The sequence below is a fragment of the Ursidibacter arcticus genome (genome assembly GCF_009761375.1).
GTDB lineage: Bacteria > Pseudomonadota > Gammaproteobacteria > Enterobacterales > Pasteurellaceae > Ursidibacter > Ursidibacter arcticus.
The window spans coordinates 1-12,929 of sequence record NZ_LEKM01000145.1 but is presented as its reverse complement, the minus strand read 5'-3'; the positions used below and the strand labels follow the sequence as shown (position 1 = coordinate 12,929).

General features: G+C 35.7%; 11 protein-coding genes. All 11 read left to right on the top strand.

Translation table 11 applies throughout. The annotated features are described in order from the left end of the window. Positions 1 to 209: 209 nt before the first annotated feature. Positions 210 to 1,100, top strand: coding sequence for a helix-turn-helix transcriptional regulator (locus tag A1D25_RS06595; protein WP_157394900.1), 891 nt, complete (start codon positions 210 to 212; stop codon positions 1,098 to 1,100). An 11-nt stretch (positions 1,101 to 1,111) separates the two neighbouring features. Then, positions 1,112 to 1,441, top strand: coding sequence for a hypothetical protein (locus A1D25_RS06590; RefSeq protein WP_157394899.1), 330 nt, complete (start codon positions 1,112 to 1,114; stop codon positions 1,439 to 1,441). Positions 1,442 to 1,466: 25 nt separating this feature from the next. After that, positions 1,467 to 2,405, top strand: a complete 939-nt coding sequence (locus A1D25_RS06585; RefSeq protein WP_157394898.1) for a dynamin family protein — start codon at positions 1,467 to 1,469, stop codon at positions 2,403 to 2,405. Between the two features lie 29 nt (positions 2,406 to 2,434). Beyond that, positions 2,435 to 4,759, top strand: a complete 2,325-nt coding sequence (locus A1D25_RS06580) for a dynamin family protein (protein WP_157394897.1) — start codon at positions 2,435 to 2,437, stop codon at positions 4,757 to 4,759. An 11-nt stretch (positions 4,760 to 4,770) separates the two neighbouring features. Further along, entirely contained in the window at positions 4,771 to 5,679 is a 909-nt protein-coding gene (locus A1D25_RS06575) for a hypothetical protein (RefSeq protein WP_157394896.1), read from the top strand. 12 nt (positions 5,680 to 5,691) lie between these two features. Further along, positions 5,692 to 8,862, top strand: coding sequence for an ATP-binding protein (locus tag A1D25_RS06570; protein WP_205420590.1), 3,171 nt, complete (start codon positions 5,692 to 5,694; stop codon positions 8,860 to 8,862). Between the two features lie 8 nt (positions 8,863 to 8,870). Beyond that, complete coding sequence (locus A1D25_RS06565) at positions 8,871 to 9,779, top strand: HNH endonuclease (RefSeq protein WP_157394895.1); 909 nt, start codon at positions 8,871 to 8,873, stop codon at positions 9,777 to 9,779. A 25-nt stretch (positions 9,780 to 9,804) separates the two neighbouring features. Next, positions 9,805 to 10,200, top strand: a complete 396-nt coding sequence (locus tag A1D25_RS06560) for an SMI1/KNR4 family protein (protein ID WP_157394894.1) — start codon at positions 9,805 to 9,807, stop codon at positions 10,198 to 10,200. Positions 10,201 to 10,478: 278 nt separating this feature from the next. Continuing rightward, positions 10,479 to 11,132 carry a HEPN domain-containing protein gene (locus A1D25_RS06555; protein ID WP_157394893.1) on the top strand — a complete coding sequence of 218 codons (654 nt, stop codon included), beginning with the start codon at positions 10,479 to 10,481 and terminating at the stop codon, positions 11,130 to 11,132. Positions 11,133 to 11,152: 20 nt separating this feature from the next. Beyond that, entirely contained in the window at positions 11,153 to 11,350 is a 198-nt protein-coding gene (locus A1D25_RS06550; RefSeq protein ID WP_157394892.1) for a hypothetical protein, read from the top strand. 225 nt (positions 11,351 to 11,575) lie between these two features. After that, positions 11,576 to 12,850: an ADP-ribosylglycohydrolase family protein gene (locus A1D25_RS11095; protein ID WP_240327122.1), complete on the top strand. Its 1,275-nt coding sequence runs from the start codon at positions 11,576 to 11,578 to the stop codon at positions 12,848 to 12,850. The last annotated feature ends 79 nt before the right edge of the window (positions 12,851 to 12,929 follow it).

Genomic DNA, 12,929 nt, shown 5'->3' with positions numbered 1-12,929 from the left:
ACAAAATAAAATCTGTTATTTTTCAATTGGTTATAACTTTCCTTGTAGGGACGCCACGCTGGCGTCCGAATGAAAAAAGACTTTGTCAATAATCTGAGAAAATTTTTTCTATATTTTTGAAAAATTTTTAATAAGCGACATAACCTGACGTGCTAATTCAATATGACTGTTTTAATATAGTGCCATAAGCAACTCAGACAAGAGAAAAAATGAAAAAGAACAATCTACTCGCACAACGTTTAGCGTTTATTCTCTCGCAATTAAATACGCAAGAACGAATCGACATCAATGAATTAGCAGGGGAATTTGATTGCTCCATTCGCACTATTCAACGTGATATCAACGAACGCCTTTCTTTTTTAGAATGGAAAGAACAAGGGCCACGTTATTACCAAATTGACCGCTCAAAATTAGGCGTATTCAACCAAAGCGAAATTGAACGCTTTGCCAGTTTCGCCAGCATCGCCGATCTTTTCCCTAAAATTGATCGCCAATTCTTCCAAGAAAAACTGGTTGATAGCATTCGCATTAAAGGCTTTGAATATGAAGATATTAGTGGCTTAGAAAAAGCCTTTGATCAAATTCATTCCGCCATTGAAAAACACCAATTTATCCACTTTGATTACATCAAAAGCGGTCAGATTGACGGAAAATTTTACCAAATTGCCCCTTACGCACTGATCAACAAAAACGGCATTTGGTATGTACTCGGCACCGATCAAGACAAACAGAAAACCTTTTGCTTTAAACAGATAAGTAAACTCAAAGTGCTTGATCAAACTTTCGAACCCAATCAACAATTTATAGAAGAGATTAAACAAAACGACAGCATCTCTCACGGCAACCAGATTGCTGAAGTGGTCGTGAAAGTGAACAAAATTGCCGCTCCTTATTTTTTACGTCGCAATTTACTGCCTAACCAACAATTATTACACCGACTAGATGACGGCGGACTACTCCTTTCCTGTAAAAATATCAACGAAATGGAAATCGTCCCCCTTGTGCAGTACTGGATCCCCCATTTGACGATTGTTAGTCCCGACAGGCTACAACATAAAATGATTGAAAATATTCAGCAATATTTAACAAGTAATAACTAAGGAACAACAATATGGCAACACTCACTTATTCAAATTATTACAACCAATTCCAAGCACTTATTGATAGCAGACAATCTTTTGAGATCTGCGGTGTAAAAACGGAAGATATGCTGAATATCACAGAAGTTTTAGAAAAGTATATTGAAAGCCAATACTTAAAATGTCGAATTTACACTAAAAATCGCATTGTTGCAGGAATGGCAGGATTATTAAACCCAGCATTAGGTATTTTCTCTCTCGCCTCTATCGCTGCACATAATATTTTAACTTATGACCCTGATTATGAAATTGCAAGGGATATTGCCAATAATCGAATTAGTGTGGTGTATAAAAAATCGTAATTGTAATCTTTAACATAGGATATATATGCAAAAAAAATTATTTGATGTGGTTGTGATTGCCACAATGAGTGCAGGAAAATCAACGGTGATCAATGCTCTTTTGGGGCAAGAATTACTCCATTCTGCCAATCAAGCAACGACAGCTACCATTACCCGAATTCACGATCAAGATCATCAATCTTTCTTTTTTGGAAGTGCTTATTCATACCAAAATGAATTGCTAGAAGAATCACACAAAATTGATGCTGATACGATGAAAAAGTGGAATGCTGACCCTAATATCAAATTGATTGATATTGCAGGAGATATTCAGGCTTTACACAATGATGCAATGGATATTGTTATTTACGACACACCAGGCCCTAATAATAGCCAAGATGAAAGCCACGAGAATTTAACGATGGAAGTCATTAATGATGGTAATTATGGTTTGATTTTGTATGTACTAAATGCAACGCAACTAGGAGTAAATGATGATAAAAGCCTGTTAGAGAAAATCCAAGCTACATTAGAAAAAGATCCCCACAAGCAGATTATTTTCTTACTCAATAAAGCGGATTGCTTAGATGAAGAAAAAGGCGAACGTTTAGATAAGGTGGTAGCAAATGCTCAAAAATATCTCATTAACATTGGATTTAATAAACCCACTATTATTCCAACAGCGGCACATTACGCACTGATATTGCAAAAAATGTTAAATAATACACCGCTTACACGCACTGAACGAGCAGATGTCAATATTGCTTTGAACAGCTTAAACGATAATTTGATTATTGCATCTACAATAGAAACGACACAAAAACTCAAAATATTAAATAAATTAAAGAAAACAAAAGCTGTTGGCAGAGTAAAATTTGCTAACAGCACTATTACCAAACAACGCCTAAGCAAGTCGATAATGCGAACTGGTTTTGGTGTTGTGCAATATTTATTGCAACAAAGATTATCGAAAACCCCATTTTAATTTATCCACTTACCCATAAGGAAAAGACTATGAGTTACGAAATTCGTATTGAACACAACCCTTTCACTATTGAAACTCACTTTTTTACTCGCCCTTCACAAGATACAGAATGGCAAACTCCAGCAGTAAATTCATCGTTAATGCAATATGCAAATAAACGTTTGCAACTTTGGATTGAAAACTTCTTTGAAGAAGTCGATCGCAATGAATTTAATGACTATGGCAGTTTTAATGTCATTTTTAAAGGCGTAGAAGCGGATTATTCTGATGTAAAAATTGCAGCAGAAAAAGCCAAAGAAAAAGGTATTGAAGTCAATGTTGAATGGGAAAAAACTACCGAAGTTAGTGAGCGTTTGGAGCAAATTAAAGGGTTGATGCAAGAAGCTCAGCAACACCCTATTTTCAAAGAAAAAATCGAACAAAGTAAAGAAATTCAAGCTAATTTTGAAGCTGCATTCAACCGTGATTTTGACGTATATGTGGCAGCAACAATGTCAGCAGGTAAATCGACATTTATTAACGCAATGCTAGGCTGTGAATTATTACCGAATGCGAATGAAGCAACGACAGCTACTATTGCTCAAATCACTGATAATGACCAAATGCCACATAAAGAATTTATTGGTGAACGCTACAACAAAGACGGTGAACTGGTTGATCCACAACAGCAAATCACTCTTGCGACCTTACAAGAATGGAACAAATTAGAAGATACCAAACTTATTAAGTTGGAAGGGAATATTGTTGGTATTACAGAGCGTGAAGATGTCCGTTTGGTTATTAGTGACACTCCGGGGCCAAACAACAGCCAAGATAGAAGCCATTGGGAAACCACCCAAGCCTATATTCAAGATTCTCAACGTAATCCACTGATTTTATATGTATTAAATGCTACACAATTGGGAACAAATGACGATAAATTAGTACTGTCAATGATTGCCGATATTATGAAAAAAGGCGGCAAACAGAGTAAAGATCGTTTTATTTTTGTAATCAATAAAATGGATTCCTTTGATTTTGAAAAAGAAACCTCTGTTGAAAAAGTATTAGAGAATGTTCGCACTTATTTGCAAAATAATGGTATTTTTGACCCGCTTGTTTACCCTGTGTCGGCATTAAATGCAGGATTGCTCAGACGACGCAGTGCAAATGAATTGCTCTCTCGCAGTGAGAAACCAATTTTAGATGCGTGGGAATATAAATGTACTCCTGAGGGTGATTACCCTGGCATTGATTTTGTTGAACATATGCCATTAAGCAGCAGTGCCAAACAGATTTTAGCAAGTCGTGAGGTTGCTCCAGCTGAATACCGTACAGGTATTCCAGCAATTGAGGCGATGATTGATGAATATATTGATAAATACAACCTGCCAAACCGTGTTAATCGTGCCTATGATGCGTTAAAAACTGCAATTAAAATCAGCAGTGATGAGCAAGCGCTAGTTACATCGTTGAACTTAAATCAAGAAGAGTTGGAGCGAGTGAATGAAGTATTAGAAAATCTAAAAAATAGTGAAGCACTAAAAGGCGAAGCTAAAGGCAAAATTGATACTTTGTTGAATAATGATAATTTGCTGTACTCTGCAGAGATTATTGCACAGATCAATGAGAAAGAAGCTGACGTGCGAGAAATGTTACGTGAATTTGGTCGTAATTTTAGTGGTAAAGTCGATGTACAAGTGGGTGAAACTCGTTTAGCTCGCTTGGAAGAGGAAGTGCAATTCCGATCTGACGCATTGATCAATATATTCTGTAGTTTGGTGGAAGAGACACAAAAAACGTCCAAAGCTAAATTAAAAGAAATTTTTGACGAGTTTAATAATAGCTTATTTAGCGGTAAGGCCTTTGAAAATCTACCCTTACCTGTATTAGAAGGCTTAAAACATAAAATGAGCAACTTGGAATTTTCATTGGAGTCAAATGAAATTCAAGAGGAAAAACATTCTAAAGAAGTGAAAGTGGGAACAAAAACGGTTAGTGATAGAACTTGGTATAAGCCTTGGACTTATTTTAGAACCAAAGAAGTAGATGTATTTGAAACAAAATATTGGACTGAAGAATATGTTCAGTTAGAAGATCTTTACAAAACCCGAGATGACAAAATCCGTCAATACTTTAACGATTTAATACGAGCTGTAAAAGAGAAAATTCAAAAAGATACAGAAAATTATCTCAATAACTTTACAACATTCATTGAGCACGAATTTACTGCTGAAATGGAAAAAATTGTGAAAGAGTTACAAGAAAAAACACAAAACCAAGCAAACTTACAGCAACAAATTAAGGATGCAGAACAAAAATTAGCACAAATTAATGAATTTAAGGCGAAATTAGATAAGGTAATTTCCCTTTAAGGAGAACTAAGATGAAACAGCAATTTATTACCAATTTAAAGAACGGAAAAATTTCTGCTGCACAAAACCGCACAGAATTAGCAGAATTAGTCACACAAGGGGGGATTTTCTCCCCATTAGCCGAGCATATTAAAGCCGATTTAAAAGACGAACATTATTGGGGAAGTAGTGAATATTTCTTTAGCAAGGCCAATTTACTTGCAAATAATTTTTCTCAGGAATTATGTGAGCATCTAATTCAGGTAAAAGAACGGCTACAACAAATCTCAGCACAAGGCTTTACCGTAGAAAATGTGACTGAAACAGTAAACACGACAACTAATTTTACCCAAGAAACACCAAAAGCTAATCAGTATGTTGAGCCAGATTTAAGCCGTTATATACCAAATAGCAAATTAAAAGGTTATTTAGATGCACAAGATGTATCCGCCATTCGAGCATTTTTATCTGCAGAATTATCAGACTTCCGCTTAACCATTGAAGAGCTTATACAAGCGGTCTTTTATGTGGAAAAAAATGCAAAAGGCGTATTTGAAGAGTATAAAACCAGTGCTTTTATTGCGGAAATTGAGCAAGATGAGAGTAAATGGAATGGGCGTTATTTTGACAAACAGCAAGGTGATTTAAACCAAAATTTTGCTTTGGTACGTTTTTTCCATTTAGTAAATGTGCGTGAAACCTTGATGAAGAAAGGCGATCCTGATTTCCAACAAATTAAAGTGGAGCGTAAAGAGCCACAAGTGCAAACTCAAGCTGGCTCGCAACGTACTGCATCACAATCTACACCGCGTAGTCAAACAGGGCAACCCGTACGACAAACAAAGGAACAATCAACAAATAACAGTAATTCCAAAGTATTAGCAGCCATTCTTGCCGTAGGTGGGTTAGTCGCGTTGGCATTATGGAAACTTTTTCACTAAGGAGAAATATCTGTGGCTAATCAAGCAATGTTAAAAAGTAAAGAGCAACAAATTCGTCAAACAGCGTTATCTGCATTGGTTAATGGGCGTGAATTACTCAATAAAAGTTATTTATCTGAATTAGGGCAATTTGATTTACAAACACTAGAGAAATTCCCATCAGAGAAAATCAATTTTGCTACCGATGTACGTATTTTCAAGGTTGAACGAGTAGTATTGGAAAATAAACAATCAATGCTAGAAAGTATGACAGCAGCTTACACGGCACTGGGTACAGCTGGTTATTCTGTCTTCTTATTGCTACAAAGTAATGGCTCTGAAACGATACTCTATCTTGGTACAAGAGGGACACCAAATAAAATGCAAGGTGGCACAGCAGGGCAGTTACTCGATGAAACTTTTAAAGGGCATTTTTCTGGTAGCCAGCTTGAGCGTTTAAAAGGTAAAGAGGGTGAAATGCTAATGAAGGATTTTGCGGCTGAGCGTTCATTATCGATCACGGCAGTAACAGGTGTTCCTTCTCTCTCCGTAGAAGAACGTGAGCATTTTATGCAAGGGCTAGAGCATTTTATTGATGCAGCAGAAGGGCGTGAATATCAAGCATTGATTTTAGCTGAACCAGTCTCTGCTCATCAGTTAGATATGATCCAAGCAGGTTATGAAGGCATTGCCACTCAGCTTTCTCCATTACTCAAACAAACACTTTCTTTTGGTGAAAATGAAAGTGATAGTGTGGGGTTAAGTATCAGTGAAGGCATTAGCCACTCTTTTGGAACAAGTATTGGTCTGACTGAAACTAAGGGAACAAGTTATAGCATCTCTCGTGGTAAAAATTTTAGTCAAACCAATGGTACATCTAGCAGCACATCCACAGCAGGTGCAGCTCAAAAAGCAGTTGCCGTTGGTTCAACAGTAGCAAATAGTGCAATTCAAATCGCTGCGTTGGCAGGTACTGCGGTTAATCCACTTATTGGTATTGGTATCAGCGTAGGCGGTGCTGTGCTAAGTACCGTACTAGGTAGCAGTACAACAGAAGGGATAAGTTCTTCTACAACTACTGGAACTTCTGAAAATGAAACCGAGGGTTCTTCAGAAAGTACAGCAAAATCCAAAACAGAAAACGAAAATACTGCGATAAATAAAAATAAAGCCCATAGTACTAATCAAACTATCGGTTCTAGCCGTCAAATTACTTTAGAAATGACGGACAAAAATATTGAGCAAATGTTGAAAAAGGTGGATCAACAATTAGAGCGTGTTAATGAGGCTCGCCGTTATGGTGGTTGGAACAGTGCGGCATATTTTATCAGTGATAACACTGCTGCATCACAATCGCTTGCTAGTATGTTCTTAGGGTTAATGCGTGGGGCAAATTCCAATAGTGAAGATTTTTCTCTTACAACTTGGGATAACACCGAAGTAAAAGGACGCCAAAACAAAGCCTTGGCAAAAGATGTATTAACGTGGTTGGCAAATTTATCTCACCCTCGTTTAACCGCAGAGTTTTCTCAAGGTTTAGGTGTTGGTTATTTGACCCCATCAACGTTGGTATCAGGCAAGGAAATGGCAATTCAACTTTCGCTACCACGTCGTTCTACTTCGACTGTTACAGTGGTGGAAGCGATACCATTTGGTCGCCGTATCCAAAATGTAAACGGACAAAATGAAAAAGCAGAAAGAGTGGTCAATTTAGGGCAAGTTCGCCATTTATGGCAGGATTTACCACAAAAAGTAGAACTTGATGTAGAAAAACTCTCTAGCCATATTTTTATCACAGGTTCAACAGGCTCAGGGAAAAGTAATACTGTTTACCAACTACTGGATCAGCTCAACCAAAATGATGTGAAATTTATGGTAATTGAGCCTGCTAAAGGGGAATATAAAAATGTGTTTGGCTTCCGCTCTGATGTGAAGGTTTTTGGGACTAATCCTCAAAAAACATCACTTTTACGTATCAATCCATTCAAATTCCCTGAAGATATTCACGTTTTAGAGCATATTGATCGCTTGGTTGAGATTTTTAACGTCTGCTGGCCGATGTATGCTGCAATGCCAGCTGTGTTGAAAGATGCAATGCTTGAGGCTTATAAGGCAAGTGGTTGGAACTTGGAAACGTCTGAAAATAGACATAAAAACCTTTTCCCAAGTTTTAAAGATTTGCTCCAACAGCTAGAAAAAGTGATTAACGAATCTAAATTCTCGCAAGAGGTAAAAAGTAACTATGAAGGTTCTTTGGTCACCCGAGTAAAATCTTTAACAAACGGATTAAATGGGCAAATTTTCAGTGCTGATGAAGTCGATAATCATATTTTATTTGATGAAAATGTGATCGTAGATTTAAGCCGTATAGGTTCGCAAGAAACGAAATCTCTCATTATGGGTATTTTAGTTATGCGTTTAAGCGAACATCGTACCAGCGAAAGTAATGGAATGAATGTGAAGCTAAAACACGTTACGGTTTTAGAAGAAGCGCATAACATTTTAAAACGTACATCAACCGAGCAAAGTAGCGAAGGTTCAAATGTGGCAGGTAAAGCCGTTGAAATGCTATCTAATGCAATTGCAGAAATGCGTACTTATGGAGAAGGTTTTATTATTGCAGACCAATCACCTGGTGCGGTAGATATTTCAGCTATTCGTAATACCAACACCAAAATTATTATGCGTTTACCAGAAGAAACAGATCGCCGCTTGGCTGCTAAGGCATCTGGTGTAACAGATGAACAACTAGAAGAAATTGCCAAACTACCAAAAGGTGTTGCTGTTGTGTATCAAAATGATTGGTTAGAGCCGATTTTGTGTAAAATCCATAGATTTGAAACACAAGAGACGTTATTTATCGAATCAGATAGCCATTTAGCATTAAAAGTTGATTCTCAAAAACAATTCCAAGCTGATTTGGCGGATTTATTATTTAGCAGAAAGGTGGAATCTGATAAGAAGTTAGATTTAGACCAGATTAGGAAATCAATAGAAAAATCTGCATTACCTGTTGAATTTAAAACGTATTTCAATGATGTGATTTCAGAAGCTCAAAGAGGTATTATTTCTTTACTTCTACAAAAAGATACTGAGTATTTGATCGATTTATATCAGCGTTTAACTCAGCAATACTTAAAAGATGCGATGCCTGATTTACATATTAGATTGCAACAAAATCTTTGTACAGAGAAAATGATGTAGGAGTACTTATGTTTGAAAAACTAATCACTACCCCAGACATAAAACCAGAAGGGCTATACCCTAAAGAAGGAGACGGCTTAGATAAAGCAGATCCTTTTAAAATACCTGATATAAGAGATTTGCCTAAAGTAGATAAAGATATATTTGGGGGGGGAGGAGACTTTCTCCCTAATCCAGAAGATTTACCTCGAGTGTCTGATGATATTCTCTCAAAGGAGAAAGATACTCCACCATTTTCAGACACTTTGCCTGAGAAGCTCGATAATCTATACGAAGACGGAGATCTATTACCTAAGTTTCCAATTGTTGAAGTAGAAAAACTTGAGGTATTGGATAGAGAAATCCCAAATATATCTTTTAACTCAGAGGAATTTCCTCAAATACATATTCAAGATCTCAATGATAAAGAGCCAATACTTGTCAATGCCCTAAGTAATTGTGAAAACAGAAATGAAAATACGAATAATGGGGATCAAACGGAAAGTAAGGTAGAGACAACAAAAATTACTTGCCGTAATGAAAGTCTTGCTGGTCAAGAACATCCAGTCACAGGAGTGAAATTTGAAGAGAAAACAGTAGAAAATGATAAAGGTGAAAAAGTAACAGGGGTCTTCCCTGTATTTGAATCTACTTATGATGCTCAATTACCAGACGATTTACTTCAAGCATCAGATAGTAAGCAATTTGCAGAATGTAATGCTCAATTAAAGGAGCAAATAAAAAACGATCCTGAATTAAGAGCGAAATTTACGGAAGAACAGTTAGAGCAAATTGAAAATGGAGATACTCCAGATGGATATACTTGGCACCATAATGAAGAAAAAGGTAAAATGCAACTAGTTGATACTAGTGTTCATAATAAAACAGCACACACTGGTGGTAAAGCTATTTGGGGCGGTGGGTCAGAAAATCGTTAAGTACTAACTAAATGGAGAAATTTATATGAAAGATATTAATTGGAAATATGTAAAACCACTAGAAAATCATAATATTATTACTGAATTTGAAAATCAACATAACGTATTAATACCAGAAGATCTTAAATCAATAATTAAACAATTTAATAATGGTAGACCATCTTTAAATCAGTTTGATATACCATCAGAAAAAGGTAAAGTTTTTAAGAAGTTATTATCATTTAATACAAATGATACTGAGAACGTATTTGATTTTTTAGATATTGAGACGGACATCACTAGTTTAATTGCTTTTGCTAGCGATCCTTCTGGTAATTTAATTTGCCTTAAGGATAATAAAATATTCTATTGGAAACATGAAACAGATGAAATAGAGAAAATAGCGGATACATTTTCAGAACTATTAGAAAATCTATATTAATCTATCAGTAGAGGCTCAGACTAATCTGACGAATACTTTGACTTCTAAGAGGTTTAATGAACAAAATAGTTTTGATTTAAGAGATAGAAGTACTTGAGTTTCTTTTAATAAACTAGATATAGATAACATTTATCCATTCTTTAAATTCTTAAATTAATAAAATGTTTGCTAATAATTATTTTATATAAATTATTAGCAACTTTTTACTTATTACCTCTCTTTTATCGTTATTAGGTATAAGATAGAATACGCTAACGTATATATTCTTAGGCTATGATATGCTATTAGAACTAGAATCAACCTTCAAATCCCACAAAGAATCTTTCAATGATAATTTCCGCTTACGAATTCATCGTTCGCTCAGTTGGTTAAAGAAAGCTGAACAAGATGCAGACTTAGATAGTCAGTTTATTTCATTATGGATTGCTTTTAATGCGGCTTATGCTCGTGAGCTGAGCGAACAAAGAGATAGAGCAACATTCAATGAATTTTTATTACGAATTTGCTTATTTGATAATGAGAAGACGATCTATCACTTAGTTTGGAAAAAATTTCCTCAATATATCCGCTTATTGTTGGATAATCCTTTTGTTTTTCAACCTTTTTGGGATTTTCATAACGGAAAAATCGCAGAAAAAGAGTACCTAAAATTAGAGATAAAAGAGCGTGAACGTTTTTTCTCCGCTTTAGAAAATCAAAAGACAGAACGTATTTTAGACGTGATGTTTGGTCGCCTTTATACATTACGAAACCAAATTATTCACGGTGGTGCAACTTACAATAGTCGAGTTAATCGAGAACAATTACGCGATGGTTGTAATGTTTTAAAACTGCTCATTCCAGCAATGTTACAAATTATGATGGAAAATCATTCTGAAATTGATTGGGGTAAGCCGTTTTATCCCGTAGTGAATGCAAATAACATTACATAAAATATAAGGAAATCCGAATTATGATGCCATTTAATGAACCATTAAGAGAATGTTGCCCTAAATGTGATTGGAAAAGTGATGTATTGATGACTTCTGATGTTGTATATGTATTTTATGGTAATTGCCCGAAATGTGGTGAAGAAACAGTACCTCGAAAATTATCTTTTGTTGAAAAAATTCAATTCTCACCATTTCTAAAAAAATTTCCAAAGATCTAATGGTGCAAGTATGCACATATAGATTATTGACGATGTTTCGGACGCACTGCGTGTGTCCATTCATTAAATACCCCAAGCTATAGGTTGCTAGTAGCTTAAAAGGGGAGGATTTATTCAAATTTAGAAAAATTTTTCCCCACGACATGACCTGACGTGCATAAACATTTCTCTTAAGTAACAATAGGCTTATTACAAATCAGTACTTTTACCACAGAGGAATGCTATATGACAGATATAACCCCATCTCTATCAGATAAAACAGAGAAAGAAAAAGAGCTAGATAGTCTTCAAATTGAGCTCTTATTATCCAGCGTTAAATTAGCTAGATATTTGTTAGATACACCACCGTTAAGACTAAAAGCAGTTCAATGTGAAATGGCTTTTGGTGATGAAAATTGGATTGCCCGAAAAGCGATTGAATGGCAGAGAAAAGATTGTTTAAAAGAACTAAATAAACTGAAGCACGAAAGCCAAAAAGAATTGGATAAATTTATATTTATACTCAATCAAATAAATAATATCAATTTATCGCTTGGGTTATCTCAAATTCCATTTGAAAATATGATTCCTGATACAGAGTTTCAATTAGATCCTTCTGTTGAAAATACTAATTGGGGAATGGAATTTGAAAATTGTATGAAACAATTTACTCAAACTATTGAAAATACAGGTATAACAGCAAATTTAATAGAGAAACAACCACTTTCATTAAATAGGAGAAAATATATGTTTGGAGCAATTACAGGCGATATTATTGGTTCACGTTTTGAATTTAATAATTATAAAGGTGTCGATTTTGAATTATTTACATCTAAATGTTGCTTTACTGATGATACGGTTTGTACTATCGCTATTGCAGAATGGGCGTTGAATAATTACCAAGATGATCTTGTTGCGATAGTGCGTAAATGGGGAAATAAATATCCTTATGCTGGCTACGGCGGTACTTTTGTTCGTTGGTTAAACCCGAATGTTATTCCTGCACCTTATAACAGCTGGGGAAATGGTTCAGCAATGCGAGTTTCTTCAGTGGGCTGGCTTTGTAATGATATTGATACGGTATTAGAGCGGGCAAAACAATCTGCTGAGATTACGCATAATCACCCAGAGGGTATTAAAGGGGCACAAGCGGTGGCTTCGGCAATTTATTTTGCAAGAGTAGGTAAAGATAAGGCGTTTATTAAAGACTTTATTGAACAGCGTTTTGCCTATAACTTAAATCAGACTTGCGATGAAATTCGCCCTGTTTATGAGTTTGATGTGAGTTGTCAAGGAAGTGTGCCACAGGCTATTATTGCTTTTTTAGAAAGCCGAGATTTTGAAGATTCAATACGTCTTGCAGTATCTTTAGGTGGCGATTCTGACACTATTGCTGCCATTACAGGCTCAATTGCAGAAGCCTTTTATCAAGGCGTGCCAGAAGCAATCAAAGCAAAAGCGGTAACTTATTTACCTCAAGAATTTTTGGATATTTTACAAAAAATAGAAGAGCGTAAATGATTTAGGAAATCCTTTACATACTGTTACACCCGACAGAGTCGGGTCAGACTGCTGACAAACCCCAATTTGTTGTATTCAA

Bases quoted from the DNA above. Each gene is read 5' to 3' on its own strand.
- A1D25_RS06595 (WP_157394900.1), top strand. From the start codon at position 210: ATGAAAAAGAACAATCTACTCGCACAACGTTTAGCGTTTATTCTCTCG.
- A1D25_RS06590 (WP_157394899.1), top strand. From the start codon at position 1,112: ATGGCAACACTCACTTATTCAAATTATTACAACCAATTCCAAGCACTT.
- A1D25_RS06585 (WP_157394898.1), top strand. From the start codon at position 1,467: ATGCAAAAAAAATTATTTGATGTGGTTGTGATTGCCACAATGAGTGCA.
- A1D25_RS06580 (WP_157394897.1), top strand. From the start codon at position 2,435: ATGAGTTACGAAATTCGTATTGAACACAACCCTTTCACTATTGAAACT.
- A1D25_RS06575 (WP_157394896.1), top strand. From the start codon at position 4,771: ATGAAACAGCAATTTATTACCAATTTAAAGAACGGAAAAATTTCTGCT.
- A1D25_RS06565 (WP_157394895.1), top strand. From the start codon at position 8,871: ATGTTTGAAAAACTAATCACTACCCCAGACATAAAACCAGAAGGGCTA.
- A1D25_RS06560 (WP_157394894.1), top strand. From the start codon at position 9,805: ATGAAAGATATTAATTGGAAATATGTAAAACCACTAGAAAATCATAAT.
- A1D25_RS06555 (WP_157394893.1), top strand. From the start codon at position 10,479: ATGCTATTAGAACTAGAATCAACCTTCAAATCCCACAAAGAATCTTTC.
- A1D25_RS06550 (WP_157394892.1), top strand. From the start codon at position 11,153: ATGATGCCATTTAATGAACCATTAAGAGAATGTTGCCCTAAATGTGAT.
- A1D25_RS11095 (WP_240327122.1), top strand. From the start codon at position 11,576: ATGACAGATATAACCCCATCTCTATCAGATAAAACAGAGAAAGAAAAA.